This is a genomic window from Microvirga ossetica, assembly GCF_002741015.1.
Taxonomy (GTDB): Bacteria; Pseudomonadota; Alphaproteobacteria; order Rhizobiales; family Beijerinckiaceae; genus Microvirga; species Microvirga ossetica.
The window spans coordinates 5,738,804-5,760,778 of sequence record NZ_CP016616.1 but is presented as its reverse complement, the minus strand read 5'-3'; the positions used below and the strand labels follow the sequence as shown (position 1 = coordinate 5,760,778).

At 64.6% G+C, this 21,975-nt stretch carries 23 protein-coding genes and 1 tRNA gene; 1 reads left to right on the top strand and 23 read right to left on the bottom strand.

Annotation, left to right across the window (positions count from 1 at the left end; translation table 11 throughout):
- Positions 1–9: 9 nt before the first annotated feature.
- The 15 genes from nuoH to BB934_RS27290 all read right to left on the bottom strand — a co-directional run bounded on the left by nuoH (position 10) and on the right by BB934_RS27290 (position 13,264).
- A complete protein-coding gene (gene nuoH / locus BB934_RS27360; RefSeq protein ID WP_099512487.1) occupies positions 10–1,035 on the bottom strand; it encodes an NADH-quinone oxidoreductase subunit NuoH in 1,026 nt (341 codons plus the stop codon).
- A 12-nt stretch (positions 1,036–1,047) separates the two neighbouring features.
- The gene (gene nuoG, locus BB934_RS27355) at positions 1,048–3,126 is read right to left on the bottom strand and encodes an NADH-quinone oxidoreductase subunit NuoG (protein WP_099512486.1); all 2,079 of its coding nucleotides are present in this window, start codon (positions 3,124–3,126) and stop codon (positions 1,048–1,050) included.
- Between the two features lie 8 nt (positions 3,127–3,134).
- On the bottom strand, positions 3,135–4,436 hold the full coding sequence (gene nuoF / locus BB934_RS27350; RefSeq protein WP_099512485.1) for an NADH-quinone oxidoreductase subunit NuoF: 1,302 nt from the start codon (positions 4,434–4,436) through the stop codon (positions 3,135–3,137).
- Positions 4,437–4,450: 14 nt separating this feature from the next.
- Positions 4,451–5,503 (bottom strand): NADH-quinone oxidoreductase subunit NuoE, encoded by a 1,053-nt coding sequence (gene nuoE, locus BB934_RS27345; protein ID WP_099512484.1) that lies wholly within the window; start codon positions 5,501–5,503, stop codon positions 4,451–4,453.
- Positions 5,504–5,617: 114 nt separating this feature from the next.
- Positions 5,618–6,808, bottom strand: coding sequence for an NADH-quinone oxidoreductase subunit D (locus tag BB934_RS27340; protein ID WP_099512483.1), 1,191 nt, complete (start codon positions 6,806–6,808; stop codon positions 5,618–5,620).
- Between the two features lie 18 nt (positions 6,809–6,826).
- Positions 6,827–7,429, bottom strand: coding sequence for an NADH-quinone oxidoreductase subunit C (locus BB934_RS27335; protein ID WP_099512482.1), 603 nt, complete (start codon positions 7,427–7,429; stop codon positions 6,827–6,829).
- Between the two features lie 14 nt (positions 7,430–7,443).
- Positions 7,444–8,028 carry a NuoB/complex I 20 kDa subunit family protein gene (locus BB934_RS27330; protein WP_099512481.1) on the bottom strand — a complete coding sequence of 195 codons (585 nt, stop codon included), beginning with the start codon at positions 8,026–8,028 and terminating at the stop codon, positions 7,444–7,446.
- Complete coding sequence (locus tag BB934_RS27325; protein ID WP_036351452.1) at positions 8,019–8,384, bottom strand: NADH-quinone oxidoreductase subunit A; 366 nt, start codon at positions 8,382–8,384, stop codon at positions 8,019–8,021. Before BB934_RS27325 ends, BB934_RS27330 begins: the two co-directional genes overlap by 10 nt.
- A 462-nt stretch (positions 8,385–8,846) precedes the next feature.
- A tRNA-Asp gene (locus BB934_RS27320) sits at positions 8,847–8,923 on the bottom strand.
- Between the two features lie 158 nt (positions 8,924–9,081).
- Entirely contained in the window at positions 9,082–9,585 is a 504-nt protein-coding gene (locus BB934_RS27315) for a MerR family transcriptional regulator (protein WP_099513253.1), read from the bottom strand.
- 22 nt (positions 9,586–9,607) lie between these two features.
- The gene (locus tag BB934_RS27310; RefSeq protein WP_009491113.1) at positions 9,608–9,919 is read right to left on the bottom strand and encodes an integration host factor subunit alpha; all 312 of its coding nucleotides are present in this window, start codon (positions 9,917–9,919) and stop codon (positions 9,608–9,610) included.
- A 123-nt stretch (positions 9,920–10,042) separates the two neighbouring features.
- Positions 10,043–11,020: a beta-ketoacyl-ACP synthase III gene (locus BB934_RS27305; protein WP_099512480.1), complete on the bottom strand. Its 978-nt coding sequence runs from the start codon at positions 11,018–11,020 to the stop codon at positions 10,043–10,045.
- Positions 11,021–11,032: 12 nt separating this feature from the next.
- Entirely contained in the window at positions 11,033–12,067 is a 1,035-nt protein-coding gene (gene plsX / locus BB934_RS27300) for a phosphate acyltransferase PlsX (protein WP_099512479.1), read from the bottom strand.
- Between the two features lie 139 nt (positions 12,068–12,206).
- Positions 12,207–12,722: a YceD family protein gene (locus BB934_RS27295; protein ID WP_099512478.1), complete on the bottom strand. Its 516-nt coding sequence runs from the start codon at positions 12,720–12,722 to the stop codon at positions 12,207–12,209.
- Complete coding sequence (locus BB934_RS27290) at positions 12,719–13,264, bottom strand: ubiquinol-cytochrome C chaperone family protein (RefSeq protein WP_099512477.1); 546 nt, start codon at positions 13,262–13,264, stop codon at positions 12,719–12,721. Before BB934_RS27290 ends, BB934_RS27295 begins: the two co-directional genes overlap by 4 nt.
- Positions 13,265–13,366: 102 nt before the next feature.
- Here BB934_RS27290 and BB934_RS27285 point away from each other — a divergent pair, with 102 nt between their 5' ends.
- Positions 13,367–13,822: an outer membrane protein assembly factor BamE gene (locus BB934_RS27285; RefSeq protein WP_099512476.1), complete on the top strand. Its 456-nt coding sequence runs from the start codon at positions 13,367–13,369 to the stop codon at positions 13,820–13,822.
- A 125-nt stretch (positions 13,823–13,947) separates the two neighbouring features.
- Here BB934_RS27285 and BB934_RS27280 read toward each other — a convergent pair whose 3' ends face one another.
- From BB934_RS27280 to nrdR, 8 genes are all read right to left on the bottom strand, one after another.
- On the bottom strand, positions 13,948–16,074 hold the full coding sequence (locus BB934_RS27280; protein ID WP_099513252.1) for a sodium-translocating pyrophosphatase: 2,127 nt from the start codon (positions 16,072–16,074) through the stop codon (positions 13,948–13,950).
- 155 nt (positions 16,075–16,229) lie between these two features.
- The gene (locus tag BB934_RS27275; protein WP_099512475.1) at positions 16,230–17,462 is read right to left on the bottom strand and encodes an MFS transporter; all 1,233 of its coding nucleotides are present in this window, start codon (positions 17,460–17,462) and stop codon (positions 16,230–16,232) included.
- Entirely contained in the window at positions 17,437–18,426 is a 990-nt protein-coding gene (gene thiL, locus BB934_RS27270) for a thiamine-phosphate kinase (RefSeq protein ID WP_099512474.1), read from the bottom strand. The genes BB934_RS27275 and thiL overlap by 26 nt, the downstream gene beginning before the upstream one ends.
- Positions 18,427–18,454: 28 nt before the next feature.
- Positions 18,455–18,937 carry a transcription antitermination factor NusB gene (nusB, locus tag BB934_RS27265; RefSeq protein ID WP_099512473.1) on the bottom strand — a complete coding sequence of 161 codons (483 nt, stop codon included), beginning with the start codon at positions 18,935–18,937 and terminating at the stop codon, positions 18,455–18,457.
- 2 nt (positions 18,938–18,939) lie between these two features.
- Positions 18,940–19,428, bottom strand: a complete 489-nt coding sequence (gene ribH, locus BB934_RS27260; RefSeq protein WP_099512472.1) for a 6,7-dimethyl-8-ribityllumazine synthase — start codon at positions 19,426–19,428, stop codon at positions 18,940–18,942.
- Between the two features lie 251 nt (positions 19,429–19,679).
- Positions 19,680–20,315, bottom strand: coding sequence for a riboflavin synthase (locus BB934_RS27255; RefSeq protein WP_099512471.1), 636 nt, complete (start codon positions 20,313–20,315; stop codon positions 19,680–19,682).
- Positions 20,315–21,463 (bottom strand): bifunctional diaminohydroxyphosphoribosylaminopyrimidine deaminase/5-amino-6-(5-phosphoribosylamino)uracil reductase RibD, encoded by a 1,149-nt coding sequence (gene ribD, locus BB934_RS27250; RefSeq protein ID WP_099512470.1) that lies wholly within the window; start codon positions 21,461–21,463, stop codon positions 20,315–20,317. The genes BB934_RS27255 and ribD overlap by 1 nt, the downstream gene beginning before the upstream one ends.
- Positions 21,460–21,969, bottom strand: a complete 510-nt coding sequence (gene nrdR / locus BB934_RS27245; protein ID WP_099512469.1) for a transcriptional regulator NrdR — start codon at positions 21,967–21,969, stop codon at positions 21,460–21,462. The genes ribD and nrdR overlap by 4 nt, the downstream gene beginning before the upstream one ends.
- Positions 21,970–21,975: the final 6 nt, after the last annotated feature.

Genomic DNA, 21,975 nt, shown 5'->3' with positions numbered 1-21,975 from the left:
CGATCTCCTTTAGCGGACGCCCGGCGCATTGCCGGTCGCCATCAGGACAGCTGCCACGATGATGACCATGGCCAGGGAGAGCGGAAGGAAGACCTTCCAGCCGAGGCGCATGAGCTGATCGTAGCGGTAGCGTGGCACCAGGGCTTTCACCATGGCGATAAGGATGAAGAGGAAGCTCGCCTTGAGAACGAACCAGATCACGCCCGGGATCCAGGTGAAGGGCGCGAACGGGATCGGGGAGAGCCAGCCGCCGAGGAACAGGATCGTGCCGAGCGCGCACATGGTCATGATGGCCACGTACTCGCCGAGCATGAAGAGCAGGTACGGCGTGGACGAATACTCCACCATGTAGCCGGCCACGAGCTCGGACTCCGCCTCAGGCAGATCGAAGGGCGGGCGGTTCGTCTCGGCCATGGCGGAGATGAAGAACACCACGAACATCGGGAACAGCGGCAGCCAGTACCAGCCGAGGATGCCGAGGCGGGTATTCTGCGATTCCACGATGGCCGACAGGTTCAGGGTTCCGGCGCACATGAGCACGGTCACGATCACGAAGCCGATGGAGACCTCGTAGGAGACCATCTGGGCTGCCGAGCGGAGCGCGCCGAGGAACGGGTACTTCGAGTTCGAGGCCCAGCCGCCCATGATGACGCCGTAGACGCCGAGCGACGAGATCGCGAAGATGTAGAGGATGCCCACATTGATGTCGGCGATGGCCCAGCCGGCATTGAGCGGAATGACCGCCCAGGCTGCCAGAGACAGGGTGCACATCACCAGCGGCGCCAGCAGGAACATGCCCTTGTTGGCCGGCGCCGGGATCACCGGCTCCTTCAGCACGAACTTGAGCAGGTCGGCGAAAGACTGGAACAGGCCCCAGGGGCCGACCACGTTCGGGCCGCGGCGAAGCTGCACCGCCGCCCAGACCTTGCGGTCGGCATAGAGCGCATAGGCGATGAAGATGAGGAGAGCCACGAGCATGAGCAGGCTCTTGCCCAGCATGATCGCGACTGCGAGGACGATATCTCCGAAATCCATGATCCGTTCCTCTTACTCCGCCGCTTCGAGCTTCAGCGACCGGGCGAGCGCGGAGCACTCGGCCATGACGCCGGAAGCGCGGGCAATCGGGTTCGTCAGGTAGAAATCCTTCACCGGGCTCGCGAAAGCCTCGCGGCCGAGGGTCCCGCCGACATTGGCGAGCGCCTGGACGGCTGCGGCGGCATCCGCAGGCTGGACCGTATCGATCGCCGCGAAATGCGGGAAATGCGCGTAAAGCTTGGCGCGCAGCGCATTCAGCGAGTCGAACGGCAGGCGGTGGCCCAGCACGTCGGACAGGGCGCGCAGGATCGCCCAGTCCTCACGGGCCTCGCCGGGGGCGAAGGCTGCGCGGTTGGCGAGCTGCACCCGGCCTTCCGTGTTCACGTAGGTTCCGGACTTCTCGGTATAGGTTGCCGCCGGCAGGATCACGTCGGCGCGGTGCGCGCCGCGGTCGCCATGGGTGCCCTGGTAGATCACGAAGGCGCCGGGTGCGATCTCGATCTCATCCGCACCGAGGTTGAAGAGCACGTCCACATTGCCCTGCGCCATGGCCTGGGCGTTCAGGCCCCATTCGCCCGGCACGAGACCGAGATCGAGGGCGCCGACGCGGGAGGCGGCATTGTGCAGGACCGAGAAGCCGTTCCAGCCATCCTTCACCGCACCCACGTCGCGAGCGAGCTGCGCCACGGCCGAGAGAACGGCAAGGCCGTCGGAACGGGAGAGCGCGCCCTGCCCCACGATGACCAGCGGACGCTCGGCGGCCCGCAGCTTTTCGATGAAGCTGTGGCGGCCGGCAGCAAGATCGGCCAGCGTCTCGGGACCGGCACCGAGATAGTCATAAGGGTAGGTCAGATCGGCATGCTCGCCGATCATCGCGATCGGCGGCGGCGCCATGCGCCAGCGCTTGCGGATGCGCACATTGACGAGCGAAGCCTCGATGCGCGGGTTCGAACCCACGATCAGGATCGCATCCGCATCTTCGATGCCGGCGATCGTGGAATTGAAGAGATAGGAGCCGCGGCCATAGACCGGCGACAGCAGGCTGCCGTCCTGGCGGGCATCGATGTTGGTGACGCCGAGGCTCTCCATGAGCAGCTTCAGCGCATACATCTCCTCGACCGCGGCAAGATCACCGACGATCGCGCCGATGCGCTTCGGATCCGTTCCCTTCACCCGGCTGGAGATGGTGGCGAAAGCCTCCTGCCAAGACGCCGCGCGCAGGCGACCGTTCTCCCGCACGAAGGGACGGTCGAGGCGCTGCAGGCGCAGGCCGTCCACGATCTGGCGCGTCTTGTCGGTGATCCACTCCTCGTTCACCGCCTCGTTCACGCGCGGCAAGATGCGCATGACCTCGCGGCCGCGGGAATCGACGCGGATCGAGGAGCCGACCGCATCCATCACGTCGACGGAATCGGTCTTGGTGAGCTCCCAGGGACGGTAGTGGAAAGATTCCGGCTTGTGGGTCAGCGCGCCGACCGGGCAGAGATCGGCCACGTTGGCCTGGAGCTCGGAGCCGAGGGCCTTTTCGAGATAGCTGGTGATCTCCATGTCCTCGCCGCGCCACAGAGCGCCGAGATCGGGCACGCCGGCGACTTCGGCCGTGAAGCGCACGCAGCGGGTGCAGTGGATGCACCGGTTCATGGAGGTGCGCACCAGCGGGCCGAGATACTTGTCGGTCACCGCGCGCTTGTTCTCGTGATAGCGGCTGGTGTCGACGCCGTAGGCCATCGCCTGGTCCTGCAGGTCGCACTGGCCGCCCTGGTCGCAGATCGGGCAGTCGAGCGGGTGGTTGATGAGGAGGAACTCCATCACCCCTTCCCGCGCCTTCTTCACCGTCGGCGACTTGGTCGAGATTTCCGGCGGCTCGCCGTTCGGGCCGGGCCGGCAGTCGCGCACGCCCCAGGCGCAGGAGGCCACCGGCTTGGGCGCGCCCTTCACCTCGACGAGGCACATGCGGCAATTGCCGGCGATCGAAAGCCGTTCGTGGTAGCAGAAGCGCGGAATTTCCGCTCCCGCCGCCTCGGCGGCCTGGAGCAGCGTGTATTCCGCGGGAACGTCGACCTCGACGCCATCAACGATGATTTTCGCCATCTTCAATCTCACTCCGCCGCGATCAGGACGGATTCGGAATGCGGGTTAACCGCGTAATCGTCGATCCGCTTCTCGATCTCATGACGGAAATGGCGGATGAGACCCTGGACCGGCCATGCCGCCGCGTCGCCGAGCGCGCAGATGGTGTGGCCTTCGATCTGGGTCGACACTTCGAGCAGCATGTCGATTTCGCGCTTCTGGGCGCGGCCCTCGGCCATGCGGTTGAGCACGCGCCACATCCAGCCCGTGCCCTCTCGGCACGGCGTGCACTGGCCGCAGCTCTCGTGCTTGTAGAAATACGAGATGCGGGCGATGGCGCGAACGATATCCGTGGACTTGTCCATCACGATCACGGCGGCGGTGCCGAGGCCGGACTTGAGATTCCGCAGCGTGTCGAAATCCATGTAGGCGTCGGCGATCTGGTCGGCCGGCACGATCGGTACCGAGGAGCCGCCCGGGATGACGCCTAGCAGGTTATCCCAGCCGCCGCGGATGCCGCCGCAATGTCCGTCGATCAGCTCGCGGAAGGTCAGGCCCATGGCCTCTTCCACGTTGCAGGGCTTGTTCACGTGGCCGGAGACGCAGAAGAGCTTGGTGCCGACGTTGTTCGGGCGCCCGATGCCGGAGAACCACGCTGCGCCGCGGCGCAGGATCGTGCCGGCGACGGCGATGGACTCGACATTGTTGACGGTCGTCGGGCAGCCATAGAGGCCCATATTGGCCGGGAACGGCGGCTTCAGCCGCGGCATGCCCTTCTTGCCCTCCATGCTCTCGATGAGCGCCGTCTCCTCGCCGCAGATATAGGCACCTGCGCCGTGGTGGACGTAGAGGTCAAAGGGATAACCGTGGATGTTGTCCTTGCCGATGAGCTTCGCCTCATAGGCCTCGTCCACGGCGCGCTGGAGCGCATGACGCTCGGCCACGTACTCGCCGCGAATATAGATGTAGGCCGCGTGCGCGCCCATGGCGAAGGAGGCGATGAGGCAGCCTTCGACGAGAAGATGCGGATCGTTCCGCATGATCTCGCGGTCCTTACAGGTCCCCGGCTCCGACTCGTCGGCGTTCACGACGAGGTAGTGCGGACGCCCGTCCGACTGCTTCGGCATGAAGGACCATTTCAGGCCCGTGGGAAAGCCTGCGCCGCCGCGGCCGCGCAGGCCCGAAGCCTTCATCTCGTTGACGATCCAGTCGCGGCCCTGCTCGAGCAGGAACTTGGTTCCGTCCCAGTTGCCGCGCATCTTGGCGGCCTCAAGGTCCGGCGAATGGAAGCCGTAGAGATTGGTGAAGATACGATCTTTGTCCTGAAGCATTCCCGATCACTCCATCAGGACGACTTGTTGTCTTTGTCGACCGTCACGCCCGGCTTGCTCTCGCTGCCGTCGCGGCGGGTCTCGGCTTGTGCAGGCGGCGTACCGGCCTCGGGCGTCGTCGGGCTCACCGGCACCGCCTCGCCTTCCTTCTTCGGCGTCGCCACGTAGGACTTGCTGCTCTGGGGAGCCGGCTGCGCGCCGGCATCCTTCGGCTCGACCTTGGTCGCCTTGGACGGATCGGCCGCTTCCTTCTGGTCGGTCCGGCTGATCGGCCGCTCACCTTCCTTGGCGCGCTTGGCCGGGGTATCGGCGGCATCGCTCTCAATGGCGCGTCCTGCCGACGGTTTGGCGGCCTTGGCCTCCTGCGGGATGCTGGCGACGGCGGCTGCAGCCTCGCCAGTCTCGGCCTTTGCCTGCTCCTCGAACCGCTTGCGCCAAGCCCCGACGACGGAACCGTCATAAAGTGCCGGGTCCTGGAGCGTGTTGACGGCCTCGAAAGGCTCGGACCGGATGCGGCCGATCTGGGACCCGACCTTCACCGGTCGGCCTGCGGCGAGATCGTCGAGAAGCGTCTCGAAGTTCTCGGTCGTCAGATCCTCGTAATAATCGTCGTTGATCTGCACCATCGGCGCGTTGGAGCAGGCGCCCAGGCACTCGACCTCGAGCCAGGAGAATGTGCCGTCCGGGGTGACATGGTTCTGATCGCCGATGCGGCGCTCGAGAACTCGTCTGATGTCGCCCGCTCCGCGCAGGACGCAGGGCGTCGTACCGCAGAACTGGATGAAGTATTTTCCAACCGGCTCGAGGTTGAACATCGTGTAGAAGGTCACCACTTCCATCACCCGGATGGCCGGCATGTCGAGCTTGGCGGCGACAGCCTCGATGGCCTTGCGCGGCAGCCAGCCGCCGGCCTGCTCCTGGGCTTTCGTCAACAGGGCAATGACCGCCGAGGCCTGCCTGCCCGGCGGGTACTTGGCGATTTCCTTGTCCGCGAAAGACTCGGTCTCCGGGGAGAGAACGAAGCTCTCGGGCTGCATGTCTTCAGGCGCGAGCTTGCGAACGGCCATACACTCTTCTCCTCATCGTCATGGCCGGGCAAAAGGCCCGGCCACACGACTTGAACCAGTTCTGCACGCTTCGGAGAGCGTGACGTCCTGCCCCGGCATCGGGGCCGGTCTTGCTTAGCGGTCGACCTCGCCGAACACGATGTCGATAGAACCCAAGATTCCGGCGACGTCGGCCAGCATGTGGCCGCGGCACATGAAATCCATGCCCTGAAGATGAGCAAAGCCCGGAGCCCGGACCTTGCAGCGATAGGGCTTGTTGGTGCCGTCGGACACCAGATAGACGCCGAACTCGCCCTTCGGGGCTTCCACCGGCACATAGACCTCGCCCGCAGGGACGTGGAAGCCTTCGGTGTAGAGCTTGAAGTGGTGGATCAACGCTTCCATGGAGCGCTTCATGTCCTTGCGCGACGGCGGCGCGACCTTGCCGTCGAGCGTGGATACCGGTCCCTGCCCGTCCGGCGCGCGCAGCTTGTCGAGGCACTGGCGCATGATGCGCACGCTCTGGCGCATCTCCTCCATGCGAATGACCTGGCGGTCGTAATTGTCGCCGTTCAGGCCCACGGGGATGTCGAAATCCATCTCCTCGTAGAGCGAGTACGGCTGCGACTTGCGCAGGTCCCAGGCCACGCCGCAGCTGCGGACGATCGCCCCCGAGAAGCCCCACTTCCAGCAATCGTCAAGCGTGAGGACGCCGATATCGACGTTGCGCTGCTTGAAGATGCGGTTGCCGATGACGAGGGTATCGAGATCGTCGAGCACCTTCAGGAACGGATCGCAGAACGCCTCGATGTCGTCGATCAGCTCCGGCTGGATATCCATGTTGACGCCGCCGGGGCGGAAATAATTGGCGTGCATGCGCGAGCCGGAAACGCGCTCATAGAAAATCATGAGCTTCTCGCGCTCCTCGAAGCCCCAGAGAGGCGGCGTGAGCGCGCCGACATCCATGGCCTGCGTGGTCACGTTGAGGAGGTGCGAGAGAAGACGCCCGATTTCGGAATAAAGCACCCGGATCAGCTCGGCGCGGCGGGGCACCTCGATGCCGAGCAGCTTCTCGACCGCCATGCAATAGGCGTGTTCCTGGTTCAGCGGCGCGACATAGTCGAGCCGGTCGAAATAGGGGTTCGCCTGAACGTAGGTCTTGTACTCGATCAGCTTCTCGGTGCCGCGGTGCAGCAGGCCGATATGCGGATCGACGCGCTCGACGACCTCGCCATCCAGCTCCAGCACGAGGCGCAGGACGCCGTGCGCGGCCGGGTGCTGCGGGCCGAAATTGATGGTGAAGTTGCGGATATTATGCTCGCCCATGGGTCGCCTTCCGCTCCTTTAGGTCTTGGCTTTCTCGTCGCCCGGCAGCACGTAGTCCGTGCCTTCCCAAGGCGAGAGAAAATCGAAGTTGCGGAATTCCTGATTGAGCTTGACCGGCTCGTAGACCACACGCCCCTGACCGTCGTCGTAGCGGACTTCGACATAGCCGGTCATGGGGAAGTCCTTACGGAGCGGGTGCCCTTCGAAGCCGTAATCCGTCAGGATGCGGCGAAGGTCCGGATGGCCCGAAAACAAGATTCCATAGAGGTCATAAGCCTCGCGCTCGAACCAGTTCGCCGCCGGCCACAGGTCGACGAGCGAGGGAACAGGGGTCACCTCGTCCGTCTCGACCTTCACGCGGATGCGCTGGTTATGATGCGGCGCGAGCAGGTGATAGACCACGTCGAAGCGGTTCTCGCGGGCCGGATAATCGGCGCCGCAGATATCGATGAAGCAAACGAACCGGCACTGCGGATCGTCACGCAGGAAGGTCGCCGCCCGGACGATGTCCTCGCGGCGGACGACGATCGTCAATTCGCCGAAGGCAATGGCCCTGTCCTCGACCGCCTCGCCGAGGGACGAGGCGATATGATCGCTCAGGACTTGGAGATCAGCACTCATGCAACGACCTTTGCTCAGCGCTCGATGGTGCCGGTCCGGCGGATCTTCTTCTGCAGAAGCAGCACCCCGTACAGAAGCGCCTCGGCCGTCGGCGGACAGCCGGGAACGTAGATGTCCACCGGTACGATCCGGTCGCAGCCACGCACTACGGCATAGGAATAGTGGTAATAGCCACCGCCATTGGCGCAGGATCCCATGGAGATGACGTAGCGCGGCTCCGGCATCTGGTCATAGACCTTGCGGAGAGCGGGAGCCATCTTGTTGGTGAGTGTGCCGGCGACGATCATCACGTCGGACTGGCGCGGCGACGCGCGCGGGGCGAAGCCGAAGCGCTCGACGTCGTAGCGCGGCATGGACATCTGCATCATCTCGACGGCGCAGCAGGCCAGGCCGAAGGTCATCCACATGAGCGAGCCGGTGCGCGCCCAGGTGATGAGATCCTCGGTCGAGGTCACGAGGAAGCCCTTGTCGGACAACTCCTCGTTCATCGAAACGAAATAGGGGTCCGTCGAGCCGACCGGCTTGCCGGTGTTCGGGTCGATGACACCGCGGGGAGCGGGAGCGACCAGGGTCGACTGGTTATCGGAGATCAATCCCATTCAAGGGCTCCCTTCTTCCACTCGTAGATGAAACCGACCGTCAGGACGCCGAGGAAGATCATCATGGAGATGAAGCCGAACCACCCCAGGTTCCCGAAGGTAATGGCCCAGGGAAACAAGAATGCCACTTCCAGGTCGAAAATGATGAAGAGAATGGCGACGAGATAGAACCGCACATCGAACTTCATGCGAGCATCGTCGAAGGCATTGAACCCACACTCGTAGGCAGACAGCTTCTCGGTATCGGGGCGGCTATAGGCGACGATGAACGGCGCCACGAGCAGCGCCACTCCGATCAGGAGCGAGACGCCGATGAAGATTACGAGAGGCAGGTAGTCGGCGAGGAGATTCGTCATGCGACACCTAGAAGGAACAGAACTCGGGCCTAAGCCACCAATCTTAAACGCATTTAAGCCTCAGAAAGGCCCGACAAAAGCCCCTGCGACATCACGCCAATTGCGCGGGAGGCTTAGCTGAGTTCCCCTTCCGTGACAAGTGTTTGCACTGCCGCAAAAAGAACCATTCCAAACTGGGATGCGACCCGTTCTGCCGCTTTAGCCGCCTTGCCGGTTGGCAGTCATCCCAGCCTGAGCCTCAGCCTTGCACTCGGCGCAAATCTCGTCGATTTCTTCCCGGGTCGAATGCTCGATCCCCGCAAAGACGTTCTGAACCGGCTGACAGAGCTTGGCCAAGCGTCGGAAGTCGATAGGAGAATGCATGTACAGGCAAAAAGTGCCCGCCTCGACTCGGCAGGCATCGCCGGAGCGACGCGCCGGATGGCGGGCTGTGGTATCGAACTTCGCATTTTGAAGGGAAAGTGGCGCGGGCGACGGGGCTCGAACCCGCGACCTCCGGCGTGACAGGCCGGCACTCTAACCGACTGAGCTACGCCCGCGCATCGGACCGCCGAAGCGGTGTGGGTGCGGTTTAAGGTTCACCCACCCCCCTGTCAAGGGTCCAAAGCAGTCATTTTCCAATGCCCGGGAGAAACCTGAACCGCCAAGGCAGGAAAGGGCCAGAGACCCAAGGCGAAGTCCTTGCGGCGTTGAGATTTCATTCGACCAGGGGAGGCCCGCCAGCTCCCTTCAGGGAGGAGAGCACTCGGTCGCATTCATAGAGATCATCGAGGGCAGCCTGGAGACCACGGAGAGCATCCGGAGGCAGGCCGCGCTCGAGCGAGACATGCGATGCTTTACCCTCGTCGGCGAAGTGACCTTCCTCGGCAGGCTCCCCCTCGTCCGGCTCTGCGTCGACAGTCTCGGGATGAAGTGCGGCGACGCTTTGCTCGCCCCGCCCGATCGCGTGAACGAAACGGACGCCCTCCTCCTTCAGGATGCGCTGAACGCCCTTGATCGTGTAGCCTTCGCCGTAGAGGAGATGGCGGATCCCCTTGAGCAGGTCGACGTCGTCGGGGCGGTAGTAGCGCCGCCCGCCGCCGCGTTTCAGCGGCTTGATATGGCTGAAGCGGGTCTCCCAGAAGCGCAGCACATGTTGCGGGACGTCGAGATCCTCGGCGACCTCGCTGATGGTGCGGAATGCGTCGGGGCTCTTGTCCATGACGCCGCTCGCCATAACCGGATCAATCCTCGCCTTCGAAGGTCTCACCGTTGATGTGGGCCTTCAAGACATTCGACGGCTTGAAGACCATCACCCTGCGCGGATCGATCGGAACCTCGACGCCGGTCTTCGGGTTGCGGCCGACGCGCTCGCCCTTGCTGCGTACGATGAACGAGCCGAATGAGGACAGCTTCACCGTCTCGCCGGCAGCCAGGCTGTCGCAGATCTCAGCCAGGACCCGCTCGACCAGTTCGGCCGATTCGGTCCGCGAGAGACCGACCTTCTGGTACACAGCCTCGCTCAAATCCGCTCTCGTTATCGTTTTGCCAGCCATTGAGCTCCCCAGCGCGAATGAGTTCGTTGGTCGTGTCGTCGATAGACGCTATGCAGATGGCTCCCCACGGTCAACCGCCAAGGTAGAACAGTTGGTTACCACCAGAGTCGAATTGCCTTGATCCTACCAGCGGATCAAGGCGCTCCCCCAGGTGAAGCCACCGCCGATGGCCTCGATCATCACGAGGTCGCCGTCCTTGATCCGCCCATCCTTGCGGGCCACGTCCAATGCCAGCGGGATCGAGGCGGCCGAGGTGTTGCCGTGCCGGTTGACGGTGATGACGACCTTGTCCTGGGCAATTCCGAGCTTGTCGGCGCTCGCGGTGATGATCCGCCGGTTGGCCTGATGCGGAACGAACCAGTCCAATTCCTCGGCGCTCGTACCGGTGGCGGCGAAGGCGTCCTGCACCACGTCCGCCACCATTCCGACGGCGAACTTGAAAACCTCGCGACCCTCCATCTTCAGGACGCCCGTTGTCTTGGTGGAGCCGGGGCCGCCATCGACATAGAGCTTGTCCCGGTAGCGCCCGTCTGAGCGCAGATGGGACGTCAGGACGCCGCGATCGCTGGAGGTGCCCTCCCCCTCCTGGGCCTCGAGCACGATGGCCCCAGCCCCGTCGCCGAAGAGCACGCAGGTGGTGCGGTCGTTCCAGTCGAGGATACGGGAGAAGGTTTCGGCGCCGATCACGAGGGCGCGCTTGTGCGAGCCCGATTGCAGGAATTTATCGGCTGTCGCGACTGCGTAGACGAAGCCGGTGCAGACGGCCTGGAGGTCGAAGGCGACGCCGTGGGTCATGCCCAGACCGTTCTGGATCATGGTGGCTGTCGACGGGAAGGTGTAGTCCGGCGTCGACGTGGCGCAGATGATGAGATCGATGTCATTGGCCGTCAGCCCGGCATCGGCGAGGGCCGCCTCGGCCGCCTTGGTGCCGAGAACCGACGTGGTCTCGTCGTCGTCTGCGATATGACGCGCCTCGATGCCGGTGCGCTGCACGATCCACTCGTGCGAAGTCTCCACCACCTTTTCGAGGTCCTGGTTCGTCAGCCTGCGCCTCGGCAGATAGGAGCCGATGCCGCGTACGATGGAACGGGTGCGTTTCAAGATGCGTCTTCCTCAGGCCGTCTGGCCAACCGGGTCTTGCTCGAGCATGGTCCGGATCGTGTTCATCAATTCAAAATGCGCCATGTCGTAAGCGACATCGATGGCGCTGGCGAAGCCGAGATCGTCCGTCCCGCCGTGGCTTTTGACCACCACCCCTTCGAGACCGAGAAATACGCCCCCATTGACCTTGCGCGGGTCCATCTTGTCCCTGAGAGCGTTAAAAGCCTGTTTCGCGAACAGATAGCCGATTTTCGCCATCAGGGTGCGGCTCATGGCGGAGCGGAGATACTGAGCGATCTGCTTGGCCGTTCCTTCGGCGGTCTTCAGGGCGATATTGCCTGTGAATCCCTCGGTCACGACCACGTCGACGGTTCCTTTGCCGAGATCGTCGCCCTCGACGAAGCCGCGGTAATCGAGGTGCGGCAGGTTCGATTCCTTGAGAATCCGCCCCGCTTCCTTGACCGCCTCGATGCCCTTGATCTCCTCAGTGCCGACATTGAGAAGCCCGACGGTCGGGCGTTCCAGATCGAACACGATGCGGGCCATGGCCGAACCCATGATCGCCATGTCCACCAGATGGCCGGCATCCGCACCGATCGTCGCACCGACGTCGAGCACGATGCTCTCACCCCGCATGGTCGGCCACATGCAGGCGATGGCCGGGCGCTCGATATGCGCCATGGTCTTGAGGCAGACCTTGGCCGTCGCCATCAGGGCGCCGGTATTGCCGGCAGAGACGGCGGCATCCGCCTCCCCGTCCCGGACCGCCTGCACGGCGCGCCACATGGATGACTTGCCCCGCCCCATCCGGATGGCCTGGCTCGGCTTTTCATCCATGGAGATGGCGATATCGGTATGCCGCAGCTCGGTCGCCTCCTTCAGCTTGGGATGAGCGTTCAGAAGGGGCACGACGAGGGTTTCGTTGCCGAACATCAGGAAGCGAAGGCCGGGGTGGCGCTCCAAGGCCAAGGCAGCCCCCGGGACCACGACGGAGGGACCATGGTCGCCCCCCATCGCATCGAGCGAAATGCGCACCGGCTTCGGCATGAACGATTGTTCTTTCTTTTAAGTCATTCAACGGGGGCGGAAAATAGCGGTTTGCGACGGCTCCGCAACTGAATTCTCTGGCCCCGGAATCCGCCTCCGTAGGCCTGACATATGCCTTAAGGGCCGCCCCCGCCAGCCCTTATTCGCCCCCCTTCAGCTTGCCTAGGGCGGCAAACGGCGAATCCTTCTCGTCGGCGGGATCCTGATAGCTGAAATCGATGCCCGGCTTGCGGGGATAGGGATCGAGCCCGAGAGCCAGGAACTCGGCGGTGAGCGCTCCGAGGTCGATCTGGCCGTTTACGATCTCATCGGGCGGATTGTACTCGTTGATATCGGTCGGAGGCTCTGCCGGCATGCCGGAGGACTCGGCGAAGTCCACCTCGACCTCCTCCTCGATGATGGAATCGAAGGGTTCCAGCGTCGTGACGCAGATCTGGGTAATGGACGCCTTGACCAGCCCCGTGACATTGATGCCTTTGGCCGAGGTTTTGAGCTGGTAGATCCCCAAGAGAGACTGGATCGCGGGAAGGCCGAAATCCTTGGCCAGAGCAACGCATTCCTCGGCCGTTGCCACTACTTGAACCTCCTGCCCGCGCGGAGGAACTCTCCCGACGTCGACGAGCCGCGACAAGGGGCCTACGGTTTCGGGGGTCATCTGTTGCCTCCTTGCGCAAAGGTCTCAGGATCGGGGAAAGTCGGTCCGGTCGCCAGGAGGGTGTCCAGATCGGCCGTCCGGAAGCCCCCATCGGCTGCCAGGGCATAACGCGCCAGGGACGTAGCCGGTGCCTCGCCGCCATAGACGTTGCGCCCGAGGGCGACGGCGAGTTCTGCCTCGTTCTGGCCGTCGAGGGGTCCGTCATAGGCATGAGCCCGGCCGTAGAAGGACTCGGCGATCTTCTTCATCCGCTTGGGCACCACGGTATCGCCGACCCCCATTTCTCTTAAGGAGGCATCCATGTCCCGGAAGAAGGCATCGGTCAGGTCCTTGGCAACCTCGTCCGCAGGCGTGGGCAGTACGCGCAGCGCGCGCAAAGCCAGAACCATATGCAGGGACAGGGCTTCGAACCGCCCCTCCAGCGTATCGGGAATGCCAAGTGCCGCGTAGAGCCCCGGAGAGCGCGACGCCGTGGCGATTCTCTTATAAAGAGACGCGATGGCAACGCGACGGGGATCCTTGCGGAAGAGACTGAAGATCAAGGCTCTGCCCTTCCAAGCTTGTCAAAATCGTAGCCTCGGGTTACGCCATCACCGTCGAAAGGCGCAAGCTTATCCGCGCCGCATTTCTGGAAGAACCGTACGATGCGTCGATATCACAGCCTCTTGGTGCGCCTGGCGAGCGCAGCCGTTCTCGCCTTGTCCGTCACCGCCTGCAATGGCGTGGGCGAGGAGTTCCAGCGCGGCTATGTCGTAGATGAGCGGGCCATCGCTCAGGTCAAGAAGGGCATGAGCGCCGATCAGGTCCTCCAGACCCTCGGTACGCCTTCCACCGTATCCACGGTCGGCAACCGCAACTGGTATTATATCAGCCAGCGGTCCCGCCGGACGCTCCAGTTCATGGGCGAGCAGGTGGTGGATCAGCAGGTCACTGCCGTTTATTTCGACCCGAGCCTGCGGGTCGAGCGCGTGGCGCTCTACGGGCTGCAGGACGGCAAGGTCTTCGACTTCATCAGCCGGACCACGCCGGCCGGCGGCGAGGAATCCAGCTTCCTCGGCCAGATCTTCAAGGGCATGACAAGCTTCAATCCATTCAGCTGATCGATCAGCCGTCTGAGTTTATCCAATGGCCGGGCCCGTCCCGGCCATTTTTGTTTGGCTTGATCGTACCAACAAAAAACCCGCGGCTTTCGCCGCGGGTCCCGGATCGCTTTGAGCGACCGTTCCTATGAATGCGCCAGGATTGCCAGAAGCAGCAGGGCGATGATGTTGGTGATCTTGATCGCCGGGTTCACGGCAGGGCCCGCGGTGTCCTTGTAGGGATCGCCGACGGTGTCGCCCGTGACGGAGGCCTTATGGGCTTCCGAACCCTTGTGATGGGTGGTGCCGGAGGCATCCGTGAAGCCGTCCTCGAACGACTTCTTCGCGTTGTCCCACGCACCGCCGCCCGACGTCATCGAAATGGCGACGAACAGGCCCGTGACGATCACGCCGAGCAGCATGGCACCCACGGCAGAGAAGGCCTCGGACTTCCCCGCCACCCAGTAGACTACGAAGTAGGTCACGATCGGCGCCAGCACCGGCAGCAGCGAGGGCACGATCATTTCCTTGATCGCAGCGCGGGTCAGCATGTCGACCGCGCGGCCGTAATCGGGACGGTCCGTACCCGCCATGATGCCCGGCTTCTCACGGAACTGACGGCGCACTTCCTCCACCACTGCTCCCGCCGCGCGGCCCACCGCCGTCATGGCGATGCCGCCGAAGAGGAATGGGATGAGGCCGCCGAACAGCAGGCCGACCACCACATAGGGATTGGTCAGCGAGAAGTTCGGCGCCACACCCTGGAAGTACGGATACTGCGCCGCGTTCTGCGTGAAGTAGTTCAGGTCAGAGGTGTAGGCTGCGAAGAGCACCAGAGCGCCGAGGCCGGCTGAGCCGATGGCGTACCCCTTCGTCACGGCCTTCGTGGTGTTGCCGACCGCGTCGAGAGCGTCCGTCGACTTGCGGACCTCCTTGGGCAGACCGGCCATTTCCGCGATGCCGCCGGCGTTGTCCGTCACCGGACCGAAGGCATCGAGCGCCACGATCATGCCAGCAACACCCAGCATGGCGGTCACGGCGATGGCGATGCCGAACAGACCCGCGAACTTGAAGGCCACGACGATGCCCGCGATGATCACGATGGTCGGCAGCGCCGTGGATTCGAGCGAAACGGCGAGGCCCTGGATCACGTTCGTGCCATGGCCCGTCACGGAGGACTGGGCAATGGACCGCACGGGACGGAACCCGACGCCGGTATAGTACTCGGTGATGACCACGATGAACGCCGTCACGGCGAGACCGACGATGGCGCACCAGAACAGGGCCTGGCCCGTGAACTGAGCACCGGCCACCGGTCCGAAGCCGATCATCTGCCACGTGACGAGGGCGATGGCGACGGCCGAGAGAACTCCCGTCACGATCAGACCCTTATAGAGCGCGCCCATGATGGACTCGTTCTGTCCGAGCTTCACGAAGAAGGTGCCGATGATCGAGGTGACGATGCAGGCGGCGCCGATGGCGAGCGGATACATCATCATCGTGTCGAGGGTGGCCTGGCCGGCAAAGAAGATCGCCGCGAGCACCATGGTCGCGACCACGGTCACCGCGTAGGTCTCGAACAGGTCGGCGGCCATGCCGGCGCAATCGCCGACATTGTCGCCCACATTGTCGGCGATGGTGGCCGGGTTGCGCGGGTCGTCCTCCGGAATACCGGCCTCGACCTTGCCGACGAGGTCGCCGCCCACGTCGGCGCCCTTGGTGAAGATGCCGCCGCCGAGACGGGCGAAGATCGAAATCAGCGAAGCGCCAAAACCCAAGGCGACGAGGCTGTCGACGACCACGCGGTCGGACGGGGCCAGACCGGCGATGCGGGTGAGATAGCCGTAGTAGAGCGCCACGCCGAGAAGGGCGAGGCCCGCCACCAGCATGCCGGTGACCGCGCCGGCCTTGAAGGCCACGTCGAGGCCGCCGCCGAGGGATTGGGTGGCAGCCTGGGCGGTGCGGACGTTGGCACGGACCGAAACGTTCATGCCGATGAAGCCGGCCATGCCGGACAGAATCGCACCGATGGCGAAGCCGATGGCGACCCGGAAGCCGAGGAGGTAGGCGATGACGATGAAGAGGACGACACCGACGATCGCGATCGTGAAATATTGCCTGCGAAGATAGGCTTTTGCGCCTTCGGCAATCGCGCCGGCGATTTCCTGCATACGCTGAGACCCGGCGTCCCGCTTCATCACATCGCTAATGGCCCAGAAGCCATAGGCGATCGAAAGCAGGCCACCCAGGATAATTAGGGTAAGTGCCATCATGCCATCCTTGTTATGGGAAAGCAGAAAGCCGCTCATCAAAGCTGTTTTTCAGCCCTGATCGGCCCCTACCCCCAGCGAACGTCATACTTGGTGGCAAAAAACTAGGCAGTTCGCAATGATCTCCCCGGCCCAACTCACAGGAAGGCCTTAATACTTTAAGCGGGTACGATCCCCTTGGTCCTCTGCTGCCACGCTAGCAGAACTAGCGCAACCATGACGGGCGGGAAGACCATCCAGTTCACGCTCACCCAGCCGCCCACACTCAGGAGCTTCCCGGAGGAAAACGAGGCCAGGGCAACCGAACCGAAGATCAGGAAGTCGTTGGCCGCCTGGACCTTGGCGCGCTCTTCCGGGCGGTAGCAGTCGGTCACCATGGCGGTCGCGCCGATGAAGCCGAAATTCCAGCCGATCCCGAGAAGCACCAGGGTGATCCAGAAATGGGCGATGGTGATTCCCGACAGGCCGATGATCGCGGAGAGGGCGATCAGCACGAGCCCGGTCGCGGTTACTCGCCCTTTTCCGAACCGGGTGATCAGGCGGCCGGTGAAGAAGCTCGGTCCGAACATGGCCAGGATATGCCATTGGATTCCCAGCGCGGCCGCGCCTACCGGATGGCCGCAGCCGATCATCGCCAGGGGCGCCGCCGTCATCATGAAGGTCATGAGGCTGTAGGAGACCAGGCCCGTGACGACGGCCACGATGAACCGGGGTTGCCGGACGATCTTGCTCAGAGGCCGGCCGCCAGCCTTGGGCGTCGCAACGCTCACGGGGGTCGGCCGAAGGAACGAGACGACGATCATCGACAGGAAGGCGAGGGTCGCCTGCCCGAGGAAGGCGCCGGCGAAGGGCGCCCCCTGAACCGCATCCCGGGTCCAGATCACCGTCTGAGGACCGACGATGCCGGCCACGAGGCCGCCGGTCATGACCCAGGAAATCGCCTTCGGCTTGAAGGACTCGGAGGCGGCGTCCGTCGCTGCGAAGCGGTAGCTCTGGTTGAAGGAGCCGTAGCTGCCGATGATCAGGGTGCCGAGGCAGAAGAGCATGAAGCTCGCCGAGGCGATGCCGAACGCTGCGAGGCAGCCGCCGGCAAGGCCGATTCCGGCTCCGACCATATAGCCGATGCGGCGCCCCGCCTTGCGCATGAACATGGCCGCCGGGATGGTGCCGAGGGCGAGGCCGAGATTCAGGAGGCTGACCGGGAGCGTCGCCAGTTCCTTGTCGGTCGCGAGAGCCTGCCCCACCAGCCCGCCGAGAGACACGACGATGGACGGACTCGAGCCGCCCAGCGCCATGGCGGCGGCGAGTACCACGGCATTGCGTTTGGCGAGGGCGTCGTTGCTGGGAGGAGCCTGGAAGGAAGTATCAGAAATGCTGGTAGGAGCCGACATCGAAGCGTCTTTCGAGACCGTTCATCCGAAAGACCGGCAAGTCGTGTCCTGCGACGACTCGGCCAATGACGGACAGGGGGATCCCCACGCTATCAGCCTGTTTGCGGAAGCTGTCGAGTTTGTTTTCCGGAACCGTGCAGAGAATTTCATAATCGTCCCCGCCGGTCAGCGCCAGGTCGAGGAGGTCAGGCGAGGCCTGAACGGCTCCGGCCGCCGCGGCGGAGAGCGGCACCTGGGCGGCCTCGACCACGGCCGTGACGCCGCTGGCGCGCATCATCTTGGCGAGGTCGCCGGCCAGACCATCGGACACGTCCATGGCCGCGCTGGCATGGTCTCGCAGCGCCTCGGCGAGCTTGTGGCGAGGATAGGGGTGGAGGTAGCGGTCGGCGAGGTGCGCTTCGTCGTCAGGTGAGAGCCTCTGCGCCCAAGCTGGACGGCTGCGCAGCTTCAGGCCCAGTGCCGCGTCGCCGATGGTGCCTGTGACGCAGATCAGGTCGCTCGCCTGGGCCGTGGTGCGAAGGACCATGCGGCCGGTCGGCACCTCGCCGACGGCGGTGACCGACAGGGTCAGGGGTCCCTTCGTTTTCACGGTATCGCCGCCGAGGAGCGGGCAGGAGAAATCCCGGGACGCCGCTCCCAAACCGGCCGCGAAAGCGGCGAGCCAGCTTTCGGTCCAGTCGTCGGGCAAGGCGAGGCTCAAGAGGAAACCGGCGGGATCGGCGCCCTTGGCGGCAAGGTCGGAGACGTTCACGCCGAGCGCCTTGCGCGCGATGGAGGCGGGAGAATCCTCGGGCAGGAAGTGGATGCGCTCGACCAGGGCATCGACGGTCACGACGAGATCGTGCCCGGGCGTCGGCGTCAGGCAGGCCGCATCGTCCTTGAGGCCCAAGCCCCCCGCGCCGGCGATGGGGGCGAAGAAGCGGGCGATGAGGCTCTCTTCGCCCGGGCGCTCCTTCGAACTCATCGGCTGACGGTCCCTGCCCGCATCGGCGTTACCGCTTCCCCTGCCCTGCGGCCTTCTTCTCGAGCTCGCCGGGGCGAACCTCGCGGGTGACCTTGTCGAGGACCGCGTTGACGAGGCCCGGCTCGTCGTCGCCGTAGAAGCCGTGGGTCACGTCGACATATTCGGTGATGACGACGCGGGCAGGCACGTCCTTGCGGAACATCAGCTCGTAGCCGCCGGCGCGCAGGATCGCGCGCAGCACCGCCTCGATCCGCTTCAGCGGCCAGTCGGTGGCGAGCGCGTTGTCGATCTTCACGTCGATCTCGCGCTGGTTCTTGACCACGCCCGAGAGGATGTCGCGGAAGAAGGTGTTGTCCGAAGGCTTGAACTCGATGCCCTCGACCTCGCGTCCGATCCAGAAGGCCTCGAACTCGGCGAGCGCGTCGAGGACGGTCGTGCCGGATATGTCCATCTGATAGAGAGCCTGGACGGCAGCGAGACGAGCGGCCGAGCGCTCTGCTGGCTTCGTCATGATCAGGCCTCCAGTTTCTGTTTGATGCGCAGCACGGCCAGAGCCGCATCCACCGCTCCGCCACCCTTATTCAATTCATTCACGCTCGCGCGGGTCCACGCCTGCTGCTCGTTCTCGACGGTGAGGATGCCGTTGGCCAGCGGAATGCGGCGCTCGACCGACAGATCCATCAGGGCGCGGGCGCTCTCGCCGGCGACGATGTCGTAATGTCCCGTCTCGCCGCGGATCACGCAGCCGAGCGCGACGACGGCGTCGTAGGGCTTGCCGGCCTTCTCCGCCGCATCGAGAGCGATGGCGATGGTGCCCGGGATCTCGAGCGCGCCGTCGAGGGTCAGCACGTCCATGCTGGCCTGCGCCGCCTCCACCGCCTGCTGCACGCCGCGCAGAAGCTCGTCGGCGATGTCGTCGTAGAAGCGGGCCTCGACGACCAGGATGCGGGCGCCGGGAACCGGCGGACGGGGGCTTTTCGGCTTATCGGAAGGCGCGACCATTAGAAATCCGTTCAGAATTCGAGAATATGCCTCACCGCTCCCCTTGCGATGCTGACTCGTCAAGCTCTTCCCTCATCCTGAGGAGCCCGCGGAGCGGGCGTCTCGGAGGAGGATCCAGCGAACACTGGAGACGCCCTGATCCTTCGAGACGGATTGCCGACGCAATCCCCTCAGGATGAGGACTTATGGAAAAGCCACATAGCGGGCCAGCCTCTCAGGATGAGGGCTATGTCAAGGAAAGTTGAACGTCCCTACTCCCCCCGGCGCGCATCCGCAAGCCGCGCCGCGTAGCGGGCCATGAGATCGACCTCGAGATTGAGCTTGTCGCCCACCTGCCTCTCGCCCCAGGTGGTGACGGTGAGCGTGTGCGGGATGATCAGCACGGAGAACATGTCGTCGTTGACCGAGTTCACGGTGAGCGACGTGCCGTCGAGGCAGACGGAGCCCTTCTCGGCGATGAACTGTGCCAGGGCCGGGGGCGCCTTGAGGACGAAGCGGGCAGTCGGCCCCCAGGGATCGTCGCCCGCCGTGATCGCCTCCTTGGCGACGATGGTGGCAAGGCCATCCACGTGCCCGGTCACGATATGCCCGCCGAGCTCGTCGCCGATCTTGAGCGAGCGCTCGAGATTGACCCTCGTGCCCGCCCGCCAGTCGCCGACGGTGGTCCGCTCAAGCGTTTCGGCGGCGGCGTCCACGTCGAACCAGCAGCCGCCCTCTCGCGGACCCACGGCGACCACGGTGAGGCAGGGGCCGCCGCAGGCGATGGAGGCGCCGAGCGCGATTCCGGCGGGATCGTAGGAGGCATGAATGCGCAGCCGCTTGAGGGCTCCCTGGGATCCCTCCTCCGCTGCAATCTCACCGACATCGGTGACGATACCCGTAAACATCAGGGTCTCTCCCAAAACATGAAAAGATCGGGGCCGATCTGCTCCTCGGCCCGCAGATCGAGAATATCCATGCGGTCATGCAACGACGGCCCGAGGGCGGGCACGTCGCCCTGCCCCCGCGCGGACCGTCCGGTGATCAGGACCAGCTCATCGATGAGATCGGCGCTCGCGAGCGCATCCGCCAGACCGGGGCCGCCCTCGCAGAAAACGGTCGTGATCCCGCGCGTGCCGAGAAGCTGGAGCGCCTCCTCCAGGCGGACATGGCCGCGCTCGTCCGCCGAGACCCGCATGACCTCGACGCCCTGCGCGACGAGAGCCCGCTCCGGCTCGACCGGAGCCTCGACGCTGGTCACGATCCAGGTCGGAATCGCACGGGCGCCTGTCACGACCCTCGCGCCAACAGGCGTACGCAGGTGAGAATCGACGACGATGCGGACCGGCGAGCGGGCTTCGAGCTCCGGCAGGCGCACGGTGAGCAGCGGATCGTCGGCGACAACGGTTCCGACGCCGACCATGATCGCGTCCGCATGGGCGCGCATCAGGTGAACTTTCCCGTTGGCGATTTCGCCCGTGAGCATCAGGCGCGGGCCATGGCGGGAACCGGCGAAGCCCTCGGTGCTGCGCGCGAGTTTGACCGTCACGGCAGGCCGCCCCTTCGTAACCCGGGTGATGTGGCCGCGATGGAGCCTGCGGGCTTCCTCGGCAAGGCAGCCAGAGGTCACGGCGATCCCCGCACTTTCGAAACGGTCCCGCCCCTGCCCGGCGGCGAAGGGGCTCGGATCGGGCGCGCCGACCACCAGCCGTCCGATTCCGGCAGCGAGAATGAGATCGGTGCAGGACGGGCCGTGATCGCTGCTGCTGCGGGTGGCGCAGGGTTCGAGCGTCACATAGAGGGTTGCGCCCCTGGCGCGCTCTCCGGCCGCCTCAAGCGCCATCCGCTCCGCATGCGGCCTGCCGCCCGGCTGCGTCGCTCCTTGAGCGATGATGACCGGCGCCCCGCCGCTTTCGTCCACCACCACGGCGCCGACGGATGGGTTCGGCCAGGTGAGGCCGAGATGGCGCTCGCCCAGGGCGATGGCCAGGCGCATGAAGCGCTCATCCTGAAGTGTCCGCTCGGATTTCTGCCCTATCGCCCCCGTGGACCTCATGGTTCGCTCGGGGCGCGCTTCTTCTTCGGCGGAGGCGGAAGTTCGTCCTCGCTTTCGCCTTCAGCCAGCTTGCCAAGAATCTCCTCGAAGTCCTTGGCCTCGCGAAAATTCTTGTAGACGGAGGCGAAGCGAACATAGGCCACGTCGTCGAGGCCCTTCAGCCCTTCCATGACCAGTTCGCCCACCGTCTCGCTCGGCACCTCGCCGTCGCTCATGCTCTCGAGCTGGCGCACGATGCCGTTGATCATCCGCTCGACGCGCTCCGGATCCACCGGACGCTTGCGCAGTGCGACCTCGACCGATTGCTGGAGCTTGTCCCGGTCGAAGGGCACGCGCCGTCCGGAGCGCTTCATGACCGTCAGCTCGCGCAGCTGCACGCGCTCGAAGGTCGTGAAGCGGCCGCCGCAATCCGGGCAGATGCGGCGGCGGCGGATGGACGAGGAATCGTCCGTGGGGCGGGAATCCTTCACCTGGGTGTCCAGGCTCCCGCAATAGGGGCAGCGCATGGGTTA

Bases quoted from the DNA above. Each gene is read 5' to 3' on its own strand.
- BB934_RS27330 (WP_099512481.1), bottom strand. From the start codon at position 8,028: ATGGGATTGATCTCCGATAACCAGTCGACCCTGGTCGCTCCCGCTCCC.
- BB934_RS27275 (WP_099512475.1), bottom strand. From the start codon at position 17,462: ATGTCGGCTCCTACCAGCATTTCTGATACTTCCTTCCAGGCTCCTCCC.
- thiL (WP_099512474.1), bottom strand. From the start codon at position 18,426: ATGAGTTCGAAGGAGCGCCCGGGCGAAGAGAGCCTCATCGCCCGCTTC.
- nuoF (WP_099512485.1), bottom strand. From the start codon at position 4,436: ATGCTTCAGGACAAAGATCGTATCTTCACCAATCTCTACGGCTTCCAT.
- nusB (WP_099512473.1), bottom strand. From the start codon at position 18,937: ATGACGAAGCCAGCAGAGCGCTCGGCCGCTCGTCTCGCTGCCGTCCAG.
- nuoH (WP_099512487.1), bottom strand. From the start codon at position 1,035: ATGGATTTCGGAGATATCGTCCTCGCAGTCGCGATCATGCTGGGCAAG.
- ribD (WP_099512470.1), bottom strand. From the start codon at position 21,463: ATGAGGTCCACGGGGGCGATAGGGCAGAAATCCGAGCGGACACTTCAG.
- plsX (WP_099512479.1), bottom strand. From the start codon at position 12,067: ATGCCGAAGCCGGTGCGCATTTCGCTCGATGCGATGGGGGGCGACCAT.
- nuoG (WP_099512486.1), bottom strand. From the start codon at position 3,126: ATGGCGAAAATCATCGTTGATGGCGTCGAGGTCGACGTTCCCGCGGAA.
- BB934_RS27310 (WP_009491113.1), bottom strand. From the start codon at position 9,919: ATGGCTGGCAAAACGATAACGAGAGCGGATTTGAGCGAGGCTGTGTAC.
- BB934_RS27255 (WP_099512471.1), bottom strand. From the start codon at position 20,315: ATGTTTACGGGTATCGTCACCGATGTCGGTGAGATTGCAGCGGAGGAG.
- BB934_RS27315 (WP_099513253.1), bottom strand. From the start codon at position 9,585: ATGGACAAGAGCCCCGACGCATTCCGCACCATCAGCGAGGTCGCCGAG.
- BB934_RS27325 (WP_036351452.1), bottom strand. From the start codon at position 8,384: ATGACGAATCTCCTCGCCGACTACCTGCCTCTCGTAATCTTCATCGGC.
- nuoE (WP_099512484.1), bottom strand. From the start codon at position 5,503: ATGGCCGTTCGCAAGCTCGCGCCTGAAGACATGCAGCCCGAGAGCTTC.
- BB934_RS27335 (WP_099512482.1), bottom strand. From the start codon at position 7,429: ATGAGTGCTGATCTCCAAGTCCTGAGCGATCATATCGCCTCGTCCCTC.
- BB934_RS27340 (WP_099512483.1), bottom strand. From the start codon at position 6,808: ATGGGCGAGCATAATATCCGCAACTTCACCATCAATTTCGGCCCGCAG.
- ribH (WP_099512472.1), bottom strand. From the start codon at position 19,428: ATGGTCGCGCCTTCCGATAAGCCGAAAAGCCCCCGTCCGCCGGTTCCC.
- BB934_RS27285 (WP_099512476.1), top strand. From the start codon at position 13,367: ATGCGTCGATATCACAGCCTCTTGGTGCGCCTGGCGAGCGCAGCCGTT.
- BB934_RS27280 (WP_099513252.1), bottom strand. From the start codon at position 16,074: ATGATGGCACTTACCCTAATTATCCTGGGTGGCCTGCTTTCGATCGCC.
- BB934_RS27295 (WP_099512478.1), bottom strand. From the start codon at position 12,722: ATGACCCCCGAAACCGTAGGCCCCTTGTCGCGGCTCGTCGACGTCGGG.
- nrdR (WP_099512469.1), bottom strand. From the start codon at position 21,969: ATGCGCTGCCCCTATTGCGGGAGCCTGGACACCCAGGTGAAGGATTCC.